This window comes from Bogoriella caseilytica (assembly GCF_003752405.1).
In the GTDB taxonomy this organism is placed as follows: domain Bacteria; phylum Actinomycetota; class Actinomycetes; order Actinomycetales; family Actinomycetaceae; genus Allobogoriella; species Allobogoriella caseilytica.
The window spans coordinates 816,432-839,632 of record NZ_RKHK01000001.1; the positions used below are offsets into that span (position 1 = coordinate 816,432).

The 23,201-nt window shown below is 68.6% G+C and carries 16 protein-coding genes; 8 read left to right on the plus strand and 8 right to left on the minus strand.

The window, feature by feature from the left end; genetic code table 11:
• Positions 1-179: 179 nt before the first annotated feature.
• Together xylB and xylA are read right to left on the minus strand one after the other, a co-directional pair.
• A complete protein-coding gene (gene xylB, locus EDD31_RS03695) occupies positions 180-1,631 on the minus strand; it encodes a xylulokinase (RefSeq protein WP_123302960.1) in 1,452 nt (483 codons plus the stop codon).
• A 161-nt stretch (positions 1,632-1,792) separates the two neighbouring features.
• Positions 1,793-2,974 carry a xylose isomerase gene (gene xylA / locus EDD31_RS03700; RefSeq protein ID WP_123302961.1) on the minus strand — a complete coding sequence of 394 codons (1,182 nt, stop codon included), beginning with the start codon at positions 2,972-2,974 and terminating at the stop codon, positions 1,793-1,795.
• Positions 2,975-3,096: 122 nt separating this feature from the next.
• Between xylA and EDD31_RS03705 the strand changes: the two genes are divergently transcribed.
• Complete coding sequence (locus EDD31_RS03705) at positions 3,097-4,224, plus strand: ROK family transcriptional regulator (RefSeq protein ID WP_123302962.1); 1,128 nt, start codon at positions 3,097-3,099, stop codon at positions 4,222-4,224.
• Positions 4,225-4,271: 47 nt separating this feature from the next.
• Here the strand turns inward: EDD31_RS03705 and mmsB are convergent, their stop codons facing one another.
• The 3 genes from mmsB to chvE form a co-directional block, all read right to left on the minus strand.
• Positions 4,272-5,453, minus strand: a complete 1,182-nt coding sequence (mmsB, locus tag EDD31_RS03710; RefSeq protein WP_123302963.1) for a multiple monosaccharide ABC transporter permease — start codon at positions 5,451-5,453, stop codon at positions 4,272-4,274.
• Entirely contained in the window at positions 5,453-6,991 is a 1,539-nt protein-coding gene (gene mmsA / locus EDD31_RS03715; protein WP_123302964.1) for a multiple monosaccharide ABC transporter ATP-binding protein, read from the minus strand. Before mmsA ends, mmsB begins: the two co-directional genes overlap by 1 nt.
• 71 nt (positions 6,992-7,062) lie before the next feature.
• Entirely contained in the window at positions 7,063-8,274 is a 1,212-nt protein-coding gene (gene chvE / locus EDD31_RS03720; RefSeq protein WP_123302965.1) for a multiple monosaccharide ABC transporter substrate-binding protein, read from the minus strand.
• A gap of 323 nt (positions 8,275-8,597) precedes the next feature.
• Between chvE and radA the strand changes: the two genes are divergently transcribed.
• Entirely contained in the window at positions 8,598-10,058 is a 1,461-nt protein-coding gene (gene radA / locus EDD31_RS03725) for a DNA repair protein RadA (protein ID WP_123302966.1), read from the plus strand.
• A gap of 34 nt (positions 10,059-10,092) precedes the next feature.
• On the opposite strand, the gene EDD31_RS03730 is transcribed toward radA, so the two are convergent.
• Positions 10,093-10,854 carry an aminoglycoside phosphotransferase family protein gene (locus EDD31_RS03730; RefSeq protein WP_123302967.1) on the minus strand — a complete coding sequence of 254 codons (762 nt, stop codon included), beginning with the start codon at positions 10,852-10,854 and terminating at the stop codon, positions 10,093-10,095.
• 106 nt (positions 10,855-10,960) lie between these two features.
• On the opposite strand from EDD31_RS03730, the gene EDD31_RS03735 reads away from it, so the two are divergent.
• Complete coding sequence (locus EDD31_RS03735) at positions 10,961-11,971, plus strand: zinc-binding alcohol dehydrogenase family protein (RefSeq protein WP_123302968.1); 1,011 nt, start codon at positions 10,961-10,963, stop codon at positions 11,969-11,971.
• A gap of 50 nt (positions 11,972-12,021) precedes the next feature.
• Here EDD31_RS03735 and EDD31_RS03740 read toward each other — a convergent pair whose 3' ends face one another.
• Both EDD31_RS03740 and EDD31_RS03745 read right to left on the minus strand, forming a co-directional pair.
• A complete protein-coding gene (locus tag EDD31_RS03740; RefSeq protein ID WP_123302969.1) occupies positions 12,022-12,684 on the minus strand; it encodes a hypothetical protein in 663 nt (220 codons plus the stop codon).
• Positions 12,685-12,763: 79 nt separating this feature from the next.
• Complete coding sequence (locus EDD31_RS03745) at positions 12,764-15,415, minus strand: glycoside hydrolase family 78 protein (RefSeq protein WP_123305096.1); 2,652 nt, start codon at positions 15,413-15,415, stop codon at positions 12,764-12,766.
• Positions 15,416-15,967: 552 nt separating this feature from the next.
• On the opposite strand from EDD31_RS03745, the gene EDD31_RS03750 reads away from it, so the two are divergent.
• From EDD31_RS03750 to EDD31_RS03770, 5 genes are all read left to right on the plus strand, one after another.
• Entirely contained in the window at positions 15,968-17,338 is a 1,371-nt protein-coding gene (locus EDD31_RS03750; RefSeq protein ID WP_170163173.1) for an ABC transporter substrate-binding protein, read from the plus strand.
• Positions 17,339-17,432: 94 nt separating this feature from the next.
• Entirely contained in the window at positions 17,433-18,314 is an 882-nt protein-coding gene (locus EDD31_RS03755) for a carbohydrate ABC transporter permease (protein ID WP_123302971.1), read from the plus strand.
• Between the two features lie 2 nt (positions 18,315-18,316).
• Positions 18,317-19,225 carry a carbohydrate ABC transporter permease gene (locus tag EDD31_RS03760; protein ID WP_123302972.1) on the plus strand — a complete coding sequence of 303 codons (909 nt, stop codon included), beginning with the start codon at positions 18,317-18,319 and terminating at the stop codon, positions 19,223-19,225.
• Complete coding sequence (locus EDD31_RS03765; protein ID WP_245990869.1) at positions 19,225-20,181, plus strand: aldo/keto reductase; 957 nt, start codon at positions 19,225-19,227, stop codon at positions 20,179-20,181. Before EDD31_RS03760 ends, EDD31_RS03765 begins: the two co-directional genes overlap by 1 nt.
• A 60-nt stretch (positions 20,182-20,241) precedes the next feature.
• A complete protein-coding gene (locus tag EDD31_RS03770) occupies positions 20,242-23,184 on the plus strand; it encodes a glycoside hydrolase family 2 TIM barrel-domain containing protein (RefSeq protein WP_245990871.1) in 2,943 nt (980 codons plus the stop codon).
• The last annotated feature ends 17 nt before the right edge of the window (positions 23,185-23,201 follow it).

Consider the following 23,201-nt stretch of genomic DNA (forward strand, 5'->3'; position numbering starts at 1 on the left):
GGGCGACGAGATCGACGCGCATGCAAAGGTGGGACTGAAAACCCACATGCACTACCGCCACGCTCGACCACGCCGACCTAAGCGGTGAATGAACGGCCGCGCACGGGCGTGATGCTAAACGAGTAATGGCGGGCAGCGCCGCCTACCGACGCTCAGCGCACAATGACGTAACGCGCCCGTCACCCCCGCTCCGCCACCAACCCTCGCCGCTCGGCGTACCGCTGGTGCACCTCGGGCGTAGCCTCGGCCTCCACGGTCTTCGCCTTGGAAGCGCTCCACTGCGGCGGGGCGTCTCCCCCGGCCAGCACCCAGGCGGCTTGCCGCGCTGCGCCGTCGGCCACGTACTCCCCTGGCTCGGGCACCTGCACCGCCCGTCCGAGGATCGCCGGGGCGATCTGCTGGACGGCCCGCGAGCGCGCCGCGCCGCCGATGAGCTGGATGCTCTCCACTGGCACCCCCAGCCCGGTCACCGCCGCCAAACCATCGGCCTGACCGCACAACAGCCCCTCGACCGCAGCGCGCGCCAGGTTCTCCCGCGTCATCGAGGACAGCGACATGCCCAGCAAAGACCCCGTCGCCTTCGGCAGGTTGGGGGTGCGCTCGCCCTCCAGGTACGGGATGTGCGTCAGCCCGCCGGCGCCCGGCTCCGCGGCCAGCGCGAGCTCGGCCAGGCCGGCGTGGTCCACAGCCAGCAGCCGTGCCGCGGCGTCCAGCACCCGGGAGCCGTTGAGCGTCACCGCCAGTGCCAGGAAGCGCCCCGTGGCGTCGGCGAAACCGTTCACCGTGCCAGAAGGATCATCGATCTGCTGCTCTGACACCGCCGAGACCACCCCGGAGGTACCCAGCGAGAGCGCGACGTCGCCGTCGGCCATCCCCAGACCCAACGCCGCGGCGGCGTTGTCGCCGGCGCCCGGACCGAGCACCAGGTGGCCCAGGCCCGCCGCCTCGTCACCGCGCCCGGCCTCCTCAGCCGGGCCCAGCACCCGCGGCAGCACGATGTGCTCGGCGTCGCGGCGCAGCGCCATCCCCAGCAGATCGCGCCGGTACTCGTTCGCCACGGCATCGAAGTAACCGGTGCCGGAAGCATCGGAACGGTCGGTGGTGAGCTGATCCAGGGAGGTGGCTCCGGCCAGCTTCCAGGTGAGCCAGTCGTGCGGCAGCGCCACCGCCGCCACCTTCGCGGCGTTCTCCGGCTCGTGGTCGGCCAGCCAGCGCAGCTTGGTCACGGTGAGCGAGGCCACCAGCACCGAGCCGATCGCCCCGGACCACGCACCCGGCCCGGCCGCGGCGTCGCCGTGCAGCTGCTCGCCGAGCTCGGCGATCAGGTCCGTGGCGGCACCGGCGGAGCGGGTGTCGTTCCACAGCAGCGCCGGGCGGATCACCTCCCCCGCGGCGTCGAGCACCACCATGCCGTGCTGCTGCCCGCCCACCGAGGCGGCCGCGACGTCGTCCAGCCCGCCGGCTGCGGCGATCGCCGCCTGCAGCGCATCCCACCAGGCATCGGGATGGACCTCGGTGCCCTCGGGGTGCGGGGCCTGGCCGAAGCGCACCAGCGCCCCGGTCTCGGCGTTGCGGATGACCACCTTGCAGGACTGCGTCGAGGAATCGATCCCCGCGACCAGAGTCGTCATTGGCTCTCTTTCTTCTTATGCCGAGAGTGAGGGATGGGCGGCGAACAGCAGCCCATCCCTCACTCTCAGCGCCGGCTGGTGCCCTGGAGCAGCTGATGCCCCGGAGCAGCTGGTGCCCAGGAACAGCCGGCGCGCTGGAGCGGCCGGCTCTGCGCCCAGTCTCAGCCGACGAGGTGCTTGATGGCCAGCTGGTTGAGCTTCACGAAGCCGAAGTTCCGCTCCGCGGCCTTCTCCACGTCGAACTCCTCGTAGGTGGAGCGGTCCGCGAGGAAGTCGGCCAGCGACTCGCCGCCGCCCAGGGTGGGCTCGCCGAGCTCGAAGATGCCGGAGTAGCGCATGGCCTCCTGCACCTCGGGGTCTTCGCGGTAGGCCTTGGCCTTGGCGGCCAGCAGCTCCACCATCTCCACGTTCGCGCGCGCGGAGTCCCACACGCCCTCGAAGTGCTCGGTGCGCGAGGGCTTGTAGTCGAAGTGGAACCAGCCCTCGTAGTCGGGCCCGCCGCCGGGGAAGCCGTTGACCAGCAGGTCGATGGTGAAGAAGGCCGAGCCCAGGTCACCGTGACCGAAGACGAGGTCCTGGTCGTACTTGATGGAGCGCTGGCCGTTGAGGTCGATGTGGAAGAGCTTGCCCGCCCACAACGCCTGCGCGATGCCCTGGGTGAAGTTCAGCCCGGCCATCTGCTCGTGGCCCACCTCGGGGTTCAGGCCCACGATGTCGCCGTTGTCGAGCTGGGCGATCAGGCCCAGCGCGTGACCGATGGTGGGCAGCAGGATGTCGCCGCGGGGCTCGTTCGGCTTGGGCTCCAGCGCGATGCGCAGGCCGTAGCCCTTCTCCTTGATATAGGCGGCCACGGTGTCGATGCCCTCGGCGTAGCGCGCGTGCGCGGCGTAGAGGTCCTTGGCGCCGTCGTACTCCGCGCCCTCGCGCCCGCCCCACATCACGAAGGTCTCCGCGCCCAGCTCGGCGGCGCGGTCCACGTTGCGCAGCAGCTTGCGCAGGCCGAAGCGGCGGATGGCGCGGTCGTTGGAGGTCAGGCCGCCGTCCTTGAACACCGGGTGGGAGAAGGTGTTGGTGGTGATCATCTCGATGGTCAGGCCCACCTCGTCGGCCACCTGCTTGAAGCGGTCGAAGTAGGGCTGACGCTCGGACTCGTCGGTGCCAAACGGCGCGACGTCGTCGTCGTGGAAGGTCACGCCGGTGGCGCCGGCTTCCTTGAGCTTGGGCAGGTAGTCCCAGGGGTCCAGGGCCGGGCGCGAGGCCGAGCCGAACTGGTCCTGAGCCGGCCATCCCACGGTCCACAGGCCGAAGGAAAGCTTCTCGGTGGGGGCTGACTGACGCACCATTGCGCGACTCCGATCGTGTCGTCTACGTCGGCGCACCAAGCCGGCGCACCGGGTCCCGCTCGCAGCGCGGCGGGGTTTGTTGTTCGGTACAACTATAACCCTCGAGCCGCTACAGTCAACAGATGATCGCAGCGGATTCGGCCCGGCAGTCCACCCTGCGCGAGCACAACCTCGCGCTGGTGTGCGGGGCGATCTTCGCCGGGGACGCCCCCTCCCGCGCGGGCGTCGCCGCCGCCACCGGATTGACCCGATCCACCGTCTCGCGGCTGGCCGACGAACTCATCCAGGCCCGCCTGGTGGCCGAGCAGCCCGCAGCACTCGGCCGCCCCGGCCGCCCGGCCGTGCCGCTCACCCCCGCAGCCGGCACGGTGGCCGGACTCGGCCTGCACGCGAACGTGGACTACCTCGCCGCCCGCGCGGTGGACCTCACCGGCGCCGTGCTGGCCGAGGAGCGCCTGGACACCGACTCCGCGGACTCCCACCCGCCCGAGGTGCTCGCGCGCCTGGCGGAGCTGGGGAAGGCGGTGCGCGACCGCGCCGAACAGGCCGGAGCCACCGTGGCCCAGGCGGTGCTCGGACTCCCCGGCCTGGTGGACCCGGCCGGCCGGCTGCTGGTGGCCCCCAACCTCGGCTGGCACGAGGTCCGCCCCGCCCCGCTGCTTGCCGAGGAACTCGGCGTCTCCGTCACCGTCGCCAACGACGCGCACCTGGCCGCCTACGGCATCGCCCGGGAAGCCCCCGGCCGCATGCGCGAGGGCTGGGCTTCCTTCATCTACCTCGCCGGCGACGTCGGCGTCGGCTCCGCCCTGGTGGAGGACGGGCGCGTGGCGCTGGGCCGGCACGGCTGGTCCGGGGAGATCGGGCACGTGTGCGTGGACCCGGCCGGCCCGCCCTGCCACTGCGGGGCACGCGGCTGCCTGGAGGCCTACGCCGGACGACGCGAACTGGAGACCCGCCCGGCCGCCGAAGTCGCCCGGGCCCTCGGCATCGCGCTCTCCTCGGCCCTGAACGTGGTCGACGCCGCAGCAGTGGTGCTCGGCACCGGTTTCGTGCCGGTCTTCGACCAGCTCCGCCCCGGGGTGGAGGCGGAACTGTTCACCCGTGTGCTCGGCGGGCCCTGGGCGGAGGTCGCCCTGCACCCGGCCCCCGATGATGCGCTGCCCGCGGCCACCGGCGGGGCCTACCGCGCCCTGGAGGCCGTGATCACCCACCCGGCCGCTCGCATCGGCCTCAGCACCGAGACAGCATGACGGCCTGAGCGGATCCTCCGCTCAGGCCGTCAGGTGCTGCTGCCAGATCAGCGCTCGCCCTGCGCGCGCTTCTTGTTCCAGACGTCGAAGGCCACGGCCAGCACCAGCACCACACCGCGCACCACGTTCTGCGTGGACTGGTCGATGCCCAGGATGGACATGCCGTTGCTCATCACCGCCATGATCAGACCACCGACGATGGCCCCGTGGACCGTACCGATACCACCGGTGACCGCGGCGCCACCGATGAAGGCCGCGGCGATCGCATCGAGCTCGAACATGTTGCCCGCCGCGGGCTGGGCGGAGTTCGAGCGCGAGGAGTACACGATCCCGGCCACGGCGGCCAGCATGCCCATGTTCACGAAGAGCAGGAAGTTCACGCGCACCGTCTTCACGCCGGAGAGCTTCGCGGCGGCGAGGTTGCCGCCCATGGCGTAGATGTTGCGCCCGAAGACCGTCTTCTGCGTGACGAAGCCGTAGATCAGCACCAGCGCCGCCAGCAGGATCAGCACGATCGGCAGGCCGCGAGCGTTCGCCAGCCGCCAGGCGAAGGCCATGATGATCGCGGAGACCGCCAGGACCTTGAGCAGGAAGAGCGGGATGGACTCCACCGGCTGGAAGTACTCCAGCTTGCGGGCCCGGGTGCGCCACTGATTCACCGTGAAGCCCACCGCCGCCACGCCGCCGATCACCAGTGTGAAGACGTCATACCCCGGCCCGCCGAGCAACCCGTTCAGGAACCCGCCGGCGATCTGCTGATACTGCTCGGGGAAGGGCGAGAGCGAACGGGACTCCAGCACCTGAAGGGTCAGGCCGCGGAAGATCAACATGCCCGCCAGGGTCACGATGAAGGCCGGGATGCCGACCACCGCCACCCAGAACCCTTGCCACACTCCCACTAGCGCCCCGGTGAGCAAGGCCGCCAGCACGCCCACCCACCAGGGCATGCCCTCACGGATGGTCACCACCGCCGCGACCGCGCCGGTCAGCGCCACCACCGATCCGACCGAGAGGTCGATATGGCCGGCCACGATGATCATCACCATGCCGATGGCCAGGATCAGGATGTAGGAGTACTGCAGCACCAGGTTGGTGAGGTTGCCCGGGCTCAGCAGGCGGCCGTCGGTCAGGAAGGTGAACAACGCGACGATGAAGACGAACGCGATGTAAATGCCGCTCTGCCGCAGGTTGCGGGTGAGCAGTTCGAGCGGCTTCGCGATCGCGCCCATCAGTCGTTCTCCTTCGTCATGAGTTCCATCAGGCGCTCCTGGTTGGCGTCCTGAACAGCGAGCTCCCCGGTGATCCGGCCAGCGGAGAGGGCGTAGATGCGGTCACAGATGCCGATCAGCTCGGGCAGCTCGGAGGAGATGACGAGCACCGCCTTACCGGACTCGGCGAGCTTGGTGATCAGCTGGTAGATCTCGAACTTCGCCCCGACGTCGATGCCGCGGGTCGGTTCGTCGAGGATGAGGACGTCCGGCTCGGTGTACAGCCACTTGCTGAGCACCACCTTCTGCTGGTTCCCGCCGGAGAGCTTGCCGGCGAGCGCCATCACCGAGGGCGCCTTGATGTTCATGTCGCGCCGGTAGTTCTCCGCGACCGAGATCTCCTCGTTCGCGTTGATCCAGCCGAAGGGCGCGACCTTCTTCAGGTTCGCCGAACTGATGTTCTTGCGAATGTCCTGGATGAGGTTCAGCCCGTACTTCTTCCGGTCCTCGCTCACGTAGGCCAGGCCGTGCGAGATCGCCTCGGCCACCGAACGGGACTGGATCTCCTTACCCCGGAGGTAGGCCCGGCCGCCGGTGTACCGGCCGTAGGACTGCCCGAAGAGGCTCATGGCGAGCTCGGTGCGGCCGGCGCCCATCAGCCCGGCGATGCCCACGATCTCGCCCGCCCGCACGTGCAGCGAGGCGTTCTCGACCACCACGCGGCCGGCCTGGGTGGGATGCATGACGGTCCAGTCCTCCACCCGGAAGACCTCCTCCCCCAGGCGCGGCGTGCGCTGGGGGTACATGTCCGTCATGTCGCGGCCCACCATCCCGCGGATGATGCGGGCGGTGAGGTCACCCTCGGGGGCGCTGGCGCCGTGCATGGTGATCCGCTCGACCGTGGAGCCGTCGCGGATCACGGTGGTGGCATCGGCGATCGAAGCGATCTCACCGAGCTTGTGGGAGATCATGATGCTCGTGATGCCCTGGCCGCGCAGGGCGCGCAGCAGGTCCAGCAGGTGCTCGGAGTCGTCGTCGTTCAAGGCCGCGGTCGGCTCGTCCAGGATGAGGAGCTTGACCCGCTTCGAGAGCGCCTTGGCGATCTCGACGAGCTGCTGCTTGCCCACCCCAAGGGTGCTGACCTTGCTGACCGGGTTCTCGTTCAGCCCGACCTTGGCCAGGAGCTTCGCAGCCTCAGCGTTGGTCTTGTGCCAGTTGATGATCCCGGCGGTGGACTGCTCGTTGCCGAGGAAGATGTTCTCGGCGATCGACAGGTGCGGGATCAGGGCGAGTTCCTGGTGGATGATGACGATGCCCTTGTCCTCGGAATCGTTGATCGACCCGAAGCTGACGGGCTCGCCGTCGAAGTGGATCTCGCCCTCGTACGTGCCCGCCGGGTGCACCCCGGAGAGCACTTTCATCAGGGTGGACTTGCCCGCGCCGTTCTCGCCGCAGATGGCGTGGATCTCGCCGCGCGCCACGGTCAGGTTGACGTCGGACAGCGCGACGACGCCGGGGAATCTCTTGGTGATCGAGCGCATCTCGAGGATGGTGCTCATGTGTCCTTCCTCCGGTTGGCGGAGAGGGGAGTGCGGGCCGGCGGCGCGGGGCCGCCGGCCCGCAACGGGGATCAGGCCTGGCCGCTGTCGACCTGCTCCTGGGTGTAGTAGCCGGTGTCCACCAGGGCCTCGGTGATGTTGTCCTGCAGCACCATCTCGATGTCGAGGAGGTAGGACGGCACGACGATCTGACCGTTGTCGTAGGTCTCGGTGTCATTCGCCTCGGGCTCACTGCCCTCCAGGAAGGCCTGGGCGGCAGCCACGGCCTGGTCGGCCAGCAGGCGGGTGTCCTTGAAGATGGTGGAGTACTGAATGCCCTGGTCGATCAGGCTGACCGAGGCGATCTCGGCGTCCTGGCCGGAGACCACGGGCATGCCCTCGTCGATGGTCGGGCCCCAGCCGTCGTTGCGCAGCGCGGTGATGATGCCGCGCGAGAGCGGGTCGGCCGGCGCCAGCACGGCGTGGAGTTCGTCGTCCCCGCTGTAGTGGGTGGTCAGCAGGTTCTCCATGCGTTCCTGCGCGGTCTCCTGCTCCCAGCGCTGGATGGCGACCTGACCGAAGTCGGTCTGGCCCGAGGGCACCTCGAGGGTGCCGTCGTCGAAGTAGGGCTCCAGGGTGTCCATCGCGCCGTCGAAGAAGAAGTGCGCGTTGTTGTCATCGGGCGAGCCCGCGAAGAGCTCGATGTTGAACGGCCCCTCGGGTGCGTCGTCGACCGGCTCGAGGTCGTCGTCCACCAGGCCGAGGCCGTGCAGGATGGAGTTGGCCTGGGCCACGCCCACGGAGTAGTTGTCGAAGGTGACGTAGAAGTCCACGTTCGGGCTCTCGGTCAGCAGCCGGTCGTAGGCGATCACGGGGATGCCCGCGTCGGCCGCGGCCTGGAGCTGACCGGTCAGGGCGGTGCCGTCGATCGAGGCGACGATGAGGACGTCGACCTCGTTGCCGATCATGGTGTCCAGCTGCTGCTGCTGGGTGGGGATGTCGTCGTTGGCGAACTGCAGGTCGACGTTGTATCCCGCCTCCTCCAGACCTTCCTGGACGTTGTTGGCGTCGTTGATCCACCGCTCGTAGGTCTGGGTGGGCATCGCGACGCCGGCGGTGAGATCGCCCGGGTCCTCGGCGTCAGCGTCGGTGTCCGTGTCCGTGTCGGTGTCGGTGTCGGTATCGACGTCGGTGTCCACGTCGGTGTCGCCGCCGCCGGATCCCGCGCCTTCTCCGGCGCACGCGCCGAGAGCGAGGATCAGGGCTGCGCCAGCGCCGAGCGCTGTCATCCTGCTGCTTCGCATGGTTCTTCCTCCTTGAAGTTCCCGCCCTGAGGGCGGTGGTATGCCGTGTGGTGCGCACCCGGTGGCTGGCGGAGTGGTCGTGCAGCCGGGGAGTCCCGTGCTGTGTGGCCTGTGGCTCCTTCGCCTCAGCGTGCCCCCTGAGGGCTGCGCCCCGGGCGGGGCACTGGGGTGATGTTAACAATCACGAGACCCCCTTCGTCAATGCCCTGGCGGGGGTTTTTCGAGAACGGACCGAAAGTCCCGATCGGTGCGGGACGGTCCCGGTCGGCCGATCGACGAGCACTCGTTCGGAGCATGTCGGTGCGGCGTCGTAGCGTGACCTCATGAGTTCCAAGACGCGGGCCCGGCCGGCCTACCGCTGCACCGAATGCGGCTGGACGGCGGCCAAGTGGGTGGGGCGCTGCGGCGAATGCCAGGCCTGGGGCACCGTGGAAGAAGCTGCCGGAGGGGTCGGCGGCGCGGCGGGAAAGACCGGCGGCATCGCAGCTGCGGCCGCCACGGCACCTGGCCGCCCCGCACGGCGGATCAGTGAGATCGGTGAGGACGAGACCGGGGTCCGTCTGCGCACCGGGCTGGGAGAACTGGACCGGGTGCTCGGCGGCGGCCTGGTGCCCGGGCAGGTGCTGCTGCTCTCCGGGGAGCCCGGGGCGGGCAAATCCACGCTGCTGCTCAATGCCGCCGACGCGGTCGCACGCTCCACCGGCCAGCCGGTGCTCTACCTCTCCGGCGAGGAGTCGGTCCAGCAGATCGGCACCCGGGCCGCGCGCATCGGGGCGCGCAGCGAACACCTCTACGTCGCCGACACCACGGATCTCGGTGAGGCCATGGGCCACCTGGAGGCCCTGACCACCGGGCGGGGTGCCGGCGTGGCGCTGGTGATCGTGGACTCGGTGCAGACCCTGGCCTCCGCCGAGATCGAGGGCCGCCCGGGCGGGGTCGCTCAGGTGATGGCCGTGGCCACCGCCTGGACGCGCCTGGCCAAGGCCAGTGGCATCCCGGTCTGCCTGGTGGGCCAGGTGACCAAGGAGTCCACGGTGGCGGGGCCGCGGGCCCTCGAGCACGTGGCCGACACGACCCTGGCGATGGAGGGCGATCGGCAGACCACACTGCGGCTGCTGCGCGCGGTGAAGAACCGCTTCGGACCGGCCGATGAGGTGGCCTGCTTCGAGCAGACCGAGACCGGCCTGGCCGAGGTGGCCGACCCGTCCTCCCTGTTCCGCGGGGTGCGCAGTGAGCCCGCGGCCGGCACCTGCATCACCGTCACCGTGGAGGGGCGGCGCCCGCTGCTGGCCGAGGTCCAGGCCCTGGTGACCCCTACTCCGGCGCCCAACCCGCGCCGCGGCGTCTCCGGCCTGGACTCCTCTCGCGTGTCCATGCTGATCGCGGTCACCGAGCGCCTGGCCGGGGTGCGCCTGCACGACAGGGACGTCTACGCCGCCACCGTCGGCGGGATGCGCTCGAATGACCCCGGCGCGGACCTCGCCGTCTGCCTGGCGATCGCCTCCGCGGCCTCCGAACGCCCCCTGCCGCTGGACGCTGCGGCCATCGGGGAGGTCTCGTTGTCGGGCGACATCCGGCGGGTGACCATGCTCGGTCAGCGCGTGGCCGAGGCCGCGCGGCTGGGGTATCGCCGCATCATCGTCCCGGCCGGCACGAAGGACTCGCTGCCCGGGGGCTCGGGCGGGGGTCGGGGCGGTGCTGGCGGTTCGGGCCGGCACAGCGCCGAGCTGATCGAGGTGGATTCGTTGCGCGAGGCGCTCTCGGCCCTGGGTCGGATGAGCTAGGCCCGCGCGGATGCGCTCACTCGAAGGCGCCGAATCACTCGAAGGCGCCGGCGCGCAGCCGGGCGGCGTCGCGCCGGTACATGGCGGCGTGCTCCCAGAAGTCCGCGCGGCCGGTCTCGGCGGCCCGGGCGTCGGTGAAGGCAGCCAGCGCCTCCAGTCGTTCCGCGGCGACCTCGTGCAGCTCGGCCGGTTCGACGTCGAGCCCGTAGGCCGCCAGCAGCAGCTCCAGCCGGTGGGCCCGCGCCCGGGGAGCATCGGCGAAGCCCGGGGCCTCAGCGAGCCCGGGAGCGTCCTCGGCGTAGGGCACCATCCGGTAGGCGAGGTAGGCCAGATCCCACACGCGCGGCCCGGGTGAGGCCATGTCATGGTCGATCACCCCGGTCAGCCGGCCGGCGCTGACCAGCAGGTTGTAGGGCGCGACGTCGTTGTGGCAGATCACCTCAGCCGGTTCGTGCCGGTCCTGCCGCCAGAGCAGATCGGCGGCCACCAGATCCGTGCTGGCCTCGTGCATGCGCCGCAGCAACGCGGCTGCCTGGCGCAGCAAGTCCTCGCTCCACAGCTGCGCGGGCGGCAGGCCGGCCATGACCCCACCGGGCAGGAAGGTGAGGATTTCCCGGCCGCGCTCATCGACACCCAGGGGCCGAGGGCACTCCGCGATGCCGTGCTCGGCATAGGCCCGCAGCAGGGTGTGCACGGCGGGCGTCCAGGGGCCTGTCACGCGCCGCACCGTCTCGCCCACGCGCACCACCGGATCCATGTTGCCGCCGGTCAGGGGCGTTTCGACCTCATCCTCCATGGGGGGACTGTAGGCAGCGCATCAGTTCTTGTCCCATGGGGTGGACGTGCGGGGCGTCAGGCGGTGCGGTCAACCACCTTGTGCCTATCGATGGATTGGAGCTCAGATGAAGGCTGTTCACGTTGTCGAACCGGGCAAGATCGCGGTGGTGGATGCCGCGCTCCCGGTACCCCAGGCCGACGAGGCGCTCCTGCGTGTGCGGTACGCGGGCATCTGTGGATCCGACCTGCAGACCTTCGCCGGCACTCAACCGTTCGCGACCTACCCGCGCGTGCCGGGCCACGAGTTCTCCGCCGAGGTGGTCGAGGTCAACGGGGACGCCCGGGACTTGACCCCCGGTCTGCTCGTGACCGGCAACCCGTACTTCAATTGCGGTGCCTGCTACTCGTGTCGGCGAGGGCTCGTGAACTGCTGCCAGAACAACGAGACGATGGGCGTCCACCGGGACGGGTCCTTCCAGGAGTACATCGTGATGCCCGTCGATCGGGTACACCCGGCTGCGGGGGTCGATCCGCAGATCGCTGCGATGGTCGAGCCCTTCTCCATCGGCTATCACGCGATGAATCGGGCGCGAGTGACTCGCGGCGACAAGGTCTTGGTGATCGGAGCCGGCGCGATCGGCATGCTCGCCATGGTCTCCGCGCAGGCGAAGGGGGCCGACGTGTGGATCGCAGACGTGCTCCCGGAACGGCTGGAGATCGCGCGGGCAATGGGCGCCAAGGACGCCTTCGACCTCCGGGGCACGGAGATGGCCGACGTGGCGTCCGCCGCCACGGGAGGCGACGGCTTCGACGTCGTTGCCGAGGCGACCGGGCTCCCGGTCAGCTTCCTCAACGCGATCGAGGCGGCTTCCTTCGGCGGAAGGATCGCGCTCATCGGGAACGGGACGCGTGAGGTCACCTTCAACCAGTCGACGCTCATCAAGAAGGAGCTCGACGTCGTGGGCTCACGCAACAGCCTGAACGCCTTCGAGCCGTTGATCCAGCTCCTGCACAATCAGACCGTGGACATCGCACCGATCCGCACGTCGGTCCGCCCGTTCACCGACACGGTCGACGCCATGCGCGATCTGCGTGAGCACCCGGACCGGAACATCAAGGTGCTCATCGAGTTCTGACCGAGCAGACCGCACGCAGCGAGTCGCCGAGATCTGATCCCGGCGCTCGATCAGCCCGCCACCTCGAAGACCGCATTCGCCTCCAGGGCATCCTCGTCCCTGCCGGCCATGGTGGCGCGGGCGCGGTAGGTGCCCGACTGGGCGTAGCCCTGCTCGCCCTCGCATCCCGGTGCCGAGCGCCGCCCGTCCCAGGTGCGGCTCACCTCGGTCTGGTCGCCGGAGGGAAGCAGCAGCATCCGCTCCGACGGCGGGGAACAGTCGTGGGTGGACCAGATCCGGTCCTCACCCGAGTGGACGACGACGCCCAGCGTTCCGGCATCGAGCAGGCAGGCGGCCTCGCCGTCGTTCGCCGCGCTGAGGAGGAAGGTGCGCCCCTCGCTGCCATCGGTGTCCATGCTGACGCTCAGATCCGCCGGATCGCAGGCCTCGGGATCGGAGGCCCCCTCATCCGCATCGTCGGCGTCGTCCTCACCGTCACCTGGATCCGGATTCTGCTCGCCGGAGTCCTCGGTGACCTCGCCGTCGTCGAACAACCCACCGACCTGCCCCACCGCCCAGCTGCCGAGTGCCCACACACCCCACACGAGCAGGCCGAGCACGATCAACAGCACCACCAGGGCCACCAGACGACGACGGCGGATGACCGCCTTGGAGGGCCGCTTCCGGCGCGGTCCGCCAGCGGGCGTGGTCCGCTTACCTGCCGAGGTGTTCACGGGTTGACGCTACGCCGCCGGCCCCAGCGATCCGCGGCTACACGCCGGAAGGGGGCCGCCTATCCCCACTCCGGCCAGCTCAGTGCGCCGCTGGGTCCGCAGACGGAAGTGAGCCGGCACGAGTCGCCGCAGGCACGCCGCCGCTGGTCCACGCGACCCGGTGCTCCGCTCTGCCATGCCTCAGTTCGATGCCTGGCGCTCCCGGCAGTTCGAGTACAGCAGTCACCCCCACCGGCACTTCAGTGCAGACCACCAGCTCCTCGCCCTCGATCCGCCAGTCGATGGCCACGCGGCCGTACGGCGACTCGTGCTCAGCACGCGCCGAGGTGAGGCCCCCGCCGGGCCGCGGGGCGAACCGTACGCGCCGATAGCCCGGCTCTGCCGACGCCAACCCGGCGACCACCCGGTGCATCCAATCGGCCACTGCACCGAGAGCGTAGTGGTTGAAGGAGGTCATCGATCCCGGGTTGACCGTGCCGTCCGGCAGCATCGAGTCCCACCGTTCCCACACGGTAGTGGCTCCCTGCAGCACCTGGTAGAGCCACGAGGGGCACTCGCGTTCCAGGAGCAGGTCGTAGGCGACCTCAATCTCACCCGTATCGGTCAGCGCGTCCGAGACCAACGGGGTACCGACGAACCCGGTGGCGATCCGGTTCCCGGACTCACGCACCAGCTCGGCAAGACGCCGGCCCGCAGCAGCGCGCTGTTCCTGGGGCAACAGATTGAAGCGCAGTGCCAGGGCGTAGGCAGTCTGGGCGTCGCTGGCCATCCGCCCGTCCGGCCGGACGTACTTGCCCACGAAGGCGAGCCGGACCGCCTCGGCCAGGGCGCTGTAGTGCGCAGCCTCCTCCCGGCCGAGGATGCGCGCCATCACGGCCACATTGCGCGCCGATGCCGCGAAGTAGGCAGTGGCCACCAGGTAGCGGTCGGTCTGGGCATCGGCTGGATCCTGCGGTGGTGCGGCCGGGTCCAGCCAGTCACCCAGTTGGAATCCCGTATCCCACAGATGGTCCTCGCCGGCCAATCGGTCGAGAAGGTCGACCCACCGACGAGCGGACTCGAACTGCCGGTCCAGGATGCCGGAGTCGCCGAAGCGCTCATGGAGGGTGAGCGGGGTGAAGGTTGCCACGTCGCCCCAGGCGGCGCCGGGCCGGAGCGGCGTCCAGCGCTGCCGGGCGGGGATCACTGGGACGTACCAGGGCACCGTGCCGTCCGGGAGCTGCTCCCGCTCGACATCCTGGAGCCAGCCCGCGAGCATGCCGCAGACGTCGTAGAGGAAACTCGCCGTCGGGGCGAAGACCTGGATGTCGCCGGTCCACCCCACCCGCTCATCGCGCTGGGGGCAGTCAGTCGGAATGTCGAGGAAGTTGCCGCGCATTCCCCAGACGATGTTGTCGTGCAGCTGGTTGACGAGCGGGTCCGAGCACTCGAACCAGCCGATCCGCTGCAGATCGGTGTGGTAGACCCGGCCGACGATGTCCCCTGCAGCGATCGCGGCGTGAAGATCCCCGGGCCAACCATCGACCTCGACGTACCGGAAGCCGTGGAACGTGAATCGCGGCTCCCACTCCTCACCCGTGGACCGCCCGGCCAGGATGTAGCGGTCGGTCGATCGCGCGTCACGAAGCGGGCGGGTATAGATCTCCCCGTCCTGCAGTACCTCGGCGGTACGCAGGGTCACCACGGCCCCGGCCGGGCCCTGCACGCGGATCCGCACTCGCCCGGTGAAGTTCTGACCGAAGTCGAGGACTTGATGGCCCGATGGCGTTTCTACGACCTCGATCGGGGTGAGCTCCTGGGTACAGCGCACCGGCGGACCCAGAGGCGCGCGCAGCGTCGCCGGATCCCTCTCGCGGACCGAGACGGGCGTCCACCCGGAACCGCGACAGCCGGGCTCGGACCAGCCGGTCAGCTCCTCGCGGGCGTCGTAGTCCTCACCGTCATAGATGTTGGAGCGCAGGATCGGGCTCGGCGCCGCTTGCCAGGAGTGGTCGGTGGCAATGACGTCCCGGCGCCCGTCGTCGTATGTGAGCTCGAGCTGACCGAGGAAGGACAGGTCAGAGCCGTAGAGATTGCGGAAACCGCCGCGCCAGCCCAGCCGGCCCCGGTACCATCCCTCGCCCAGCCAAGCGCCCACTGCGTTGACCCCGGCCCGCAGGTGTTCTGTGACGTCATAGGTGTAGTAGCGCAGGTGCTTGGGGTAGACGGTCCACCCCGGCGACATCGCATCATCGCCCACACGGCGGCCATTGATCTCCGCCTCGTAGAGCCCGTGGGCCGAAGCGTAGAGCCGGGCCATCACCAGCCCGTCACCGACCTCGAACTCGCGGCGCACGAGCGCGCCGCGGCGGTCATCGGACGCTGGATCCTCTTCCCAGGTACCGCCCACCGGCTGCGCGATCCACTCTGCGGCCTCCAGCAGCCCTGCCTCCAGCACCGTCGCTTCGCTCCATGCCGAGGGAGTCTGCTCAGCATCGAACACCCGCACGCGCAGGGTGGCGCGCTCCCGTGAGCTCAGTGCCTGCCCGGGCCACGGCACGAGAACCTGTTCGTCCGAAGCCACGTGATAGTTCTCGACGCCACAGGTGCGTGAGACCTCGATCTCGTAGGCGGATTGCACCCAGCCGGGTTGCGCACCGGTGATCTTCCACGAGAGACGGGGGGCGCTCTCACCGATACCGAGAGGCACCCGGTGGTGCTCAATGACCGGCGCAGCCGGGATGGCCGTCATGAACATACGCTCCTTCGAGTATGACACGTATCAACATCTGCTGGAACGGAGCGTATCATTCACTTGATACGTTTCAATCGCAACAAGCGGACACCCGATAACGCCTTCACCCCCACTCAGAACCCCCGGAACGACCTCACAGGCCACGTGCGCGAGCGGCACCACGCCCTGCGTGCCGGCCGCCCCCAGGGCTGGCGCCACCAGCACCTCGCCATGGTCGACGGCATGCCCACCGCGGCGCGGAAGTTCGGCTTCGACTCCGGGCGCCCGTCTGCGACGGCAACCCGTCCGCAGCACGGGTTCATCGCACCCCGCAAGCCTGACCTCACCCGAAGCCCGGGCCGGACGGGACCGTGTCAGATACTGACACGTATCAAGCTATGGCCGACCTCGCTGACACCCCACCCCGGCGCCCGGGCGCCACCGTTACGGAACTGTGACCGCAACGGCTGGGCTGGATCGAGCCCGAACCTTGACACGACCCGGGAGCGGGACATAGCGTTTGCTCGATTGATACGTGTCAATGGGACCTTTCAAGGAGGAAACGTGTCCATGGCAATTCAGAAGTCACGCTCGAAGGTCGGCATCGGTGCATCCGCCGTTGCCAGCCTGGCCCTCATCCTCACAGCCTGCGGGAACAGCGATGGGGAATCCAACACTGCCGATGGAGGCGACCAGACCGGCGGCGAAGAGACCAGTGGCGAAGAGACCAGCGGAGGCGACCAGACCTTCGACTACCTCGCACCGAACGAGAATCAGCAGATCCGCAACACGCTCAGCCTCCTCGGCGAGAACCAGTGCTCGGCCGAGGAAGGGGCTATGCCGCTAGAGGTAGAGACCCTCCCCCAGGCTGACGTGAATCAACGGGTTCGGCTCCTGGCCAGCCAGGACGCTCTTCCGGACATGTTCATCGCCCCGACCTCGGCCATCCGGCCGGACGGCTCGATGGCCGAGGACGTGCTCGACCTGGGCGAGGCGCTGACCGAGCTGGGCGTCTATGACGATGTTCTACCAGCGGCAGTCTCCACGGTGGAGAACGTCTACGGCGGTTTCGTCTCGCTGCCCTACCAACTCAACATCGAAGGATTCTGGTACAACGCCGAACTCTTCGACGAACTCGACATCGACGTCCCGCAGACCTGGGACGAATGGCTCGAGGCAGCTGAGGCCCTCGAGGCCGCAGGCAAGACGCCCTTCACCGTCTCGGGCGACCAGTCCTGGAGCATCCTGCGCTACGTGGGCGCCTATCTCTTCCGTGACCTCGGTCCGGACGCGCTGACGCGCGTGGTCAACGGCGAGGCGCAACTGACCGACCCCGAGTACCTACGCGGGATCGAAGCGATCTCAGACCTGAGCCGATTCGTCGGTCCGGGCGTCTCGACCATGGACATGGACACGGCCCAAAGCATGCTCCTCACCGGCGAGGCCGGGATGATGTACAACGGCAGCTGGATCCTCAGCGCCATCCACGACGAGGAGCTGAACGTCGTCGGATCCGAGAACTTCGGATTCTTCCCCTTCCCCGAGGTCGAAGGCGGGGCCGGCTCCATCGACCAGTACCCGGCCAACGCCGGGGCAGCCACCGCCATCTCCGCCTCGCACTACGCGGAGAACGAGGAGCTCGGCGACTGGCTGAAGTGCATCGTGCAGAACTACGGCTCCACGCTGATGAACGACAGCGGTGCCATCTCCGGTTTCCAGCTCAACGACCCGGTCGAGGACGTCCCGCCTTTGACGGCCGAGATCAACGAGATCCTCGAATCGGTCACCGAGACCGTGCTGTGGTTCGAGGCCGAGATGGGTGAACGCGGTGCCCAGGCAGCCGGTGAGAACGCCGTGCCACTCCTCACCGGTTCGATGAGTGCCGAGGACTTCGCCCGGACCGTCCAGGCCGCCGTCGACGCAGACGGGTCCGGCAGCTAGCCGTACTTGCCGCGGGGGGGGTCGGCGGCGCGATCGACCGCCGACCTCCCCGTGAGGTCGCTGCTGGACCGATACATGGAGGCTTAACGCTGCGATGAAATCTGTTCTCGGGGATAAGAAGACCATCCTCATCCTGCTACTCCCAGCAATGCTCTTGTACACGCTGGTCAAGCTCGTTCCGGTGCTGTGGTCCCTCGGCCTTTCCTTCTTCCAAGGCGACCTGCGCGGATTCACCTTCGTCGGTCTGGCGAACTTCAGTAAAGCTCTGGAGGACGCCGAACTCCACCAGGCCATTCTCTTCACCCTGCAGTACTCCTTGGTCGTTACCGCAGGTCAGATCCTGCTGGGTTATCTCTTCGCCCTGTTCTATGTCTTCGTGCTGCGCCGCTCCTCGGCCTTCGTGCGTGCACTCGTCTTCTTCCCCACCGTCTTGCCCTCGGTAGCGGTGGCCCTTCTCTTCCAACGCTTCTTCGAGGTCGCCCCACAGACCGGACCGGTCAACTCGATCTTCAACGCCATTGGCCTCCCCTCGATCGACTGGTTCGGAGCCCCGAATACGTCCTTCGTCGTGCTGGTCGTCGTCGCACTATGGAGCTCGGTCGGATTCTTCGCGCTGCTGATGTACGCCGGCCTGGTTGACATCCCGGAAGAGCTCCTGGAATCGGCCCGCATCGACGGCGCGAACGGGCTACAGCTGATCCGGCGCATCGTGCTGCCACTGTCATTGCCAGTACTGCTCTCGGCAACCATCTTCAGCTTCAACGTCACTCTGAAGGTCTTCGACACGATCTACGCGCTCACCGGCGGCGGGCCAGGGACCTCCACCCAACCGCTCACGCTCTACATGTTCAAGACCACCTTCACGTTCCAGGACTACGGGTACGGTGCCACGATCGCGCTGGTTCTCACCCTGATCTGCCTGTGCGTGAGCCTGCTGATCTTCGGATCAGCTCGCAAGGACCGGACAAAGGCATAGCGATGGCAACTATCACAGCGCCGCAGGACGTCTTCATCAAACCAGGCCGCAAGCCGCCACAGCGCGCGCGGCGCTGGACCCGCAGCCGGCTCAAGCGTGCCATCCCCGCGTGGATCGGCATCGTGGTGGTCCTCGCGATCGGTATCTACCCGGTCTTCTGGCTCTTCGTCAGCTCGTTCAAGACACAACGTGAATTCGTCCAGGAGTCGACCTTCGCGATGCCCGAATCCTGGAACTTCGACAACTACGTCGAAGCTCTGACCACCGGCGACCTGGCCAGGAACTTCTTGAACTCGGTGATCGTCACCGCGCCCTCACTGGCCGCCATCCTGGTCTTCGGACTCGGTGCCGCCTTCGCCATCGAGGTCATGGTCTGGAAGGGGCGCAACCTCACACTGCTTCTCTTCCTCTCCGGGATCATGATCCCCGGTCAGATGATTCTGGTGCCCCTGTTCATCGCCTACTTCAACATGGGCATCTCCGGCACCTACCTTCCGATGATCCTGACCTACGCCGGGCTGGGGATGCCACTGACGGTGTTCCTCATGACGGCCTACTTCCGTTCTGTCCCTCGCGAGATCTTCGAGGCCGCGACCATCGACGGCGCGAGCATGCTGCGCTCCTTCTTCTCCATCGGCATTCCGCTGGTGCGCAATGCGTTGTTCACGGTCGGGCTCGTTCAGTTCCTCTCGATCTGGAACGATCTGCTCATCGCGCTGACCTTCACCACGAACCCCGACCTTCGCCCCATCCAGGCAGGACTGCTCAACTTCAGTGGCGAGTACGGTCAGGTGAACTACGGCCCGCTCTTCGCAGGGGTGTTCATGAACGTCTTCACCCTGCTGATCCTGTTCGTCCTGCTGAATCAACGGATTATGAAGGGGCTGGCCGGCGGGGCCGTGAAGGGCTGATGACGATGCAGAACCCCGTCGCGCTCCGTCCACTCGGATCCACCGGGCTCATGTGCAGTCCCTTGACCTTCGGCACCTCCTCCCTGGGCCGCGGAACCCGCCGGGGAGACGAGGCGGAGCGCGCGGCCGTGGAGCTCGCGCGCGCGCTGCTGACCGGTCCGTTCTCCCTGGTCGACACCTCGAACGCCTACGCCGAGGGACGCAGCGAGGAGGTACTGGGCCTGGCCCGGCGAGCGGTGCCGAGAGCGGAACTGGCCCCGGACCGCAGCATCGTGACCAAGACCGACCGCGACCTGGCCACCGGGATCTTCGACCGCGACCGGGTACTGCGCTCCTTCGAGGAGAGTTGCCGTCGCCTCGGCGTCGATCGGGTGCCGCTGGTGCACCTGCACGACCCCTACACCGTGACCTTCGAGGAGGCCTCCGGCCCCCGCGGCGCGATCGCCGGCATGGTCGAGCTCAAGGAACGGGGCCTGGTGGACGCCATCGGCATCGCCGCCGGCCGGATCTCCGTGGTCCAGGACTATGTGCGCACCGGCGTCTTCGACGCGCTACTGACGCACAACCGCTACACGATCGTGGACCAGAGCGCCGAGCCCTTGATCCGCGAAGCACACCAGCGCGGGATGGCCGTGTTCAACGCCGCGCCCTTCGGCGGCGGGCTGCTCGCCTCCGGAGTGGCCTCCAAGCGTCATTACGCCTATCAGACGAGCTCACCGGAGCTCCTCTCCTGGGTGCGCCGGGTCGAGCTCCTCTGCGTGGAGCATGACGTCACGCTGCCACGAGTGGCCCTGCAGTTCTCCTTGCGCTCCGAGTTCATCCACTCGACCGTGGTGGGCGTTTCCTCGACCATCCGGATGGCGGCTCTGGAGGAGCTGCGCCGCAGCTACGTCCCGGACGACTTCTGGGGGGCACTGGACCGGCTGGGGCCGGCACCCTCACCCCTGACCGACTGAGCCTTTCATTGCGCCGCGATGCCGCGATGGGCCGAACAAGAGAGAAGAGAGACCCCAGCTGTGTCCTACTGGCAGTCCATGGAGCCTGGCGCCGGCCGGCGCGCTCCCCGCGCGGATGCGCTCTCCAACGCCCGGCGGATGAGCCTGAACGGCACCTGGCGCTTCCGGCTCTGCCCCACGGCCATGGGGACCGGCGCGGACTTCACCGACCCGAGCTTCGACGATGCGGATTGGGACGAGATTCACGTGCCCGGCCACTGGGTGCTGCAAGAGGTGACGCCCCCGGGGCAGCTGGCGCCTCGCTCGCTCCGCGGCACCGCCGACGGCCCGCTCTACACCAACACCGCGCTGCCCATCCCGATCGACCCGCCCCGCGTCCCGGCCGAGAACCCCACCGGTGACCATCGGCTGGTGTTCACGGCGCCGCAGGACTGGCACGGCAAGGCCGTGCTGCGCTTTCAAGGGGTCGACTCATGCGCCAAGGTCTGGTTCAACGGAGTTGAGCTCGGCTGGTCAACAGGCAGCAGGCTGCCGGCCGAGTACGACGTCGAGCTCCGCCCGGGTCGCAATGTCCTGGCCGTACGGGTCCACCGCTGGTCTGCGGGCACTTACCTGGAGGACCAGGACATGTGGTGGCTGCCGGGAATCTTCCGCGATGTCGAGCTCCTTGAGCGCCCGCCGAACGGTATCGAGGATCATCAGATTCACGCCTCCTACGACCATCGCTCCGGCACCGGCACCTTGCGGGTGGATACCGACGTTCCCGCCCGGGTGGAGATCCCCGAACTCGGTATCGTGGTGCCCGCAGGCCAGGAGATCACCCTGCCCGTCGAGCCGTGGAGCGCCGAACACCCGCGTCTGTACCGGGGGACATTGGTCGGCGAGAGCGAGATCGTCGATCTCGCCGTCGGGTTCCGCACGGTGACGGTCGAGAACGGAGCGCTTCTCGTCAACGGAAGGCGAGTCTTCCTGCGCGGTGTGAACCGGCATGAGCACGACCCGGAGACCGGCCGAGCGCTGAGCCACGAGACGATGCTCCGCGACGTGCTGCTGATGAAGCAGCACAACATCAACGCCGTTCGCACCAGCCACTACCCGCCCCATCCCGAGTTCCTCCGCCTCTGCGACGAGTTCGGGCTCTGGGTCGTCGAGGAGTGCGACATCGAGACGCACGGCTTCATCTACACCGGCTGGGCGGGCAACCCACCCGCCCAGCCCATGTGGCGCGACGCGCTCCTGGACCGTATCCAGCGGATGGTGGAGCGAGACAAGAACCGGCCGAGCGTCATCGTCTGGTCGATGGCGAACGAGAGCTGGACCGGTGAGAACTTCGACGAGCTGGAGCAGTGGATCCGGGAGCGCGACCCCTCACGGCCCTTGATGTACGAGCGCGATCCGAGCTACCGCAACTCCGATTTCTACTCGATCATGTACCCCTCACTCGAGACTCTCGAAGCTATCGGCCGACGTGAGGAAGAACGCCCGGCAGGGGTGAGTGACGCCGAGGACGACCGCCGGCGCACGCTGCCCTTTCTCCTGTGCGAGTACGCCCACGCCATGGGAAACGGACCCGGGTCGCTCGCGGACTACCACCGGATCATGCGCTCGTCGGAGCGGTTCTGCGGCGGCTTCGTGTGGGAGTGGATCGACCACGGCTTCCACCACCGTGACGGCGAGGGACAGGCCTTCGTCATGCATGGCAGCGACGTCGCCCATCGGCCCAACGGCGGGCGCTTCTGCCTGGACGGCCTGCTCTTCGCGGACCGGACCCCCTCCCCCGGTCTGCGCGAACTTGCCGCAGTGCTCTCGCCGGTGGTGATCGACGTGGGGCGAGCCACGGCGACCCTGCACAACGAGCACGACACCCTCGGTCTGGAACACCTCGAGCTCGCCTGGCGGGTGGAGACCGAGGGCGAGGAGTCTGCCAGCGGCGTGCTCGACATCCCTGCCTGCGCGGCCGGCGAGACGGTCTCTCTCGACCTGCCGGTTCCTGCAGCGCCGCTGGAGGGCGAAACGTGGATCACCGCAGAGGCTCGCCTCCGCCGTGAGGAGTCATGGGCCCCGCGCGGCCACGTGATCGCCCGGGGGCAGGGACTGCTCGAGCCGGCCGGGGCACCACCCGAGCCTGCCAGCGCCGGCATCGAGGTCACGCTGCTGGCCCCCCGCCCGGGCGGGGGGCACCTCACACTGGGGCCGGGACGCTTCGATCCGCTCACCGGAGCATTGGTCGAGCTCGGCGAGCTGCCCACCGTGGGACCGGAGGTTGATCTCTACCGCGCCCCCACTGAGAACGACCGAGGTCAGGGCGGTCACAACGACCTCGCCTCGGTCTGGTCGGCAGTCGGGTTGGATCGCATGCAACACCGAACCGACGCCGTCGAGATCACCTCGCATTCCCTTCAGGTCCTGGGCCGGAGTGCCCCCGCGGCTCACGGGCATGGCGTCGCCTACCACTTCGAGTGGTCCGCTCCCGATGAGCGCAGCCTCGAGCTGGAGGTCACGCTGGACTTCACCGGCCCATGGACCGACACCCCGTTTCGCCAGCGGGACATCCTGGTGCCGCGCATCGGCCTCCGCATGGCCCTCCCTCGGGAGCTCGACCATGTGGAGTGGTTCGGACTGGGACCAGGAGAGTCCTACGCGGACTCCCGCCACGGCGCGTACGTGGGGAGGTTCGGCGCACCGGTCGATGCCCTGCAGACGAACTATCCCGTCCCTCAGGAGAACGGCAATCGTCAGGAGGTGCGGTGGCTGCGGCTCACCGGAAGCGACCGGAGCCTGGGCGTGACTGGCTCCCGGTTCTCCTTCGCCGCGCGGCGCTGGACCGCACAGGATCTCGAGCGCGCGCGACACCCGCACGACCTCCGGGACTCCGGGAAGGTGTGGCTCACCCTGGACCACGCCCAGCAGGGGCTCGGCTCGGCATCTTGCGGTCCCGCCCTCCCCGAGCAGTACCGTCTCGACCGATCACCCACCACCTGGCGGGTCGTCTTCACCGTCTGAGACCCCATGTCTGACAC

Bases quoted from the DNA above. Each gene is read 5' to 3' on its own strand.
- xylB (WP_123302960.1), bottom strand. From the start codon at position 1,631: ATGACGACTCTGGTCGCGGGGATCGATTCCTCGACGCAGTCCTGCAAG.
- xylA (WP_123302961.1), bottom strand. From the start codon at position 2,974: ATGGTGCGTCAGTCAGCCCCCACCGAGAAGCTTTCCTTCGGCCTGTGG.
- EDD31_RS03705 (WP_123302962.1), top strand. From the start codon at position 3,097: ATGATCGCAGCGGATTCGGCCCGGCAGTCCACCCTGCGCGAGCACAAC.
- mmsB (WP_123302963.1), bottom strand. From the start codon at position 5,453: ATGGGCGCGATCGCGAAGCCGCTCGAACTGCTCACCCGCAACCTGCGG.
- mmsA (WP_123302964.1), bottom strand. From the start codon at position 6,991: ATGAGCACCATCCTCGAGATGCGCTCGATCACCAAGAGATTCCCCGGC.
- chvE (WP_123302965.1), bottom strand. From the start codon at position 8,274: ATGCGAAGCAGCAGGATGACAGCGCTCGGCGCTGGCGCAGCCCTGATC.
- radA (WP_123302966.1), top strand. From the start codon at position 8,598: ATGAGTTCCAAGACGCGGGCCCGGCCGGCCTACCGCTGCACCGAATGC.
- EDD31_RS03730 (WP_123302967.1), bottom strand. From the start codon at position 10,854: ATGGAGGATGAGGTCGAAACGCCCCTGACCGGCGGCAACATGGATCCG.
- EDD31_RS03735 (WP_123302968.1), top strand. From the start codon at position 10,961: ATGAAGGCTGTTCACGTTGTCGAACCGGGCAAGATCGCGGTGGTGGAT.
- EDD31_RS03745 (WP_123305096.1), bottom strand. From the start codon at position 15,415: ATGACGGCCATCCCGGCTGCGCCGGTCATTGAGCACCACCGGGTGCCT.
- EDD31_RS03750 (WP_170163173.1), top strand. From the start codon at position 15,968: ATGGCAATTCAGAAGTCACGCTCGAAGGTCGGCATCGGTGCATCCGCC.
- EDD31_RS03755 (WP_123302971.1), top strand. From the start codon at position 17,433: ATGAAATCTGTTCTCGGGGATAAGAAGACCATCCTCATCCTGCTACTC.
- EDD31_RS03760 (WP_123302972.1), top strand. From the start codon at position 18,317: ATGGCAACTATCACAGCGCCGCAGGACGTCTTCATCAAACCAGGCCGC.
- EDD31_RS03765 (WP_245990869.1), top strand. From the start codon at position 19,225: ATGACGATGCAGAACCCCGTCGCGCTCCGTCCACTCGGATCCACCGGG.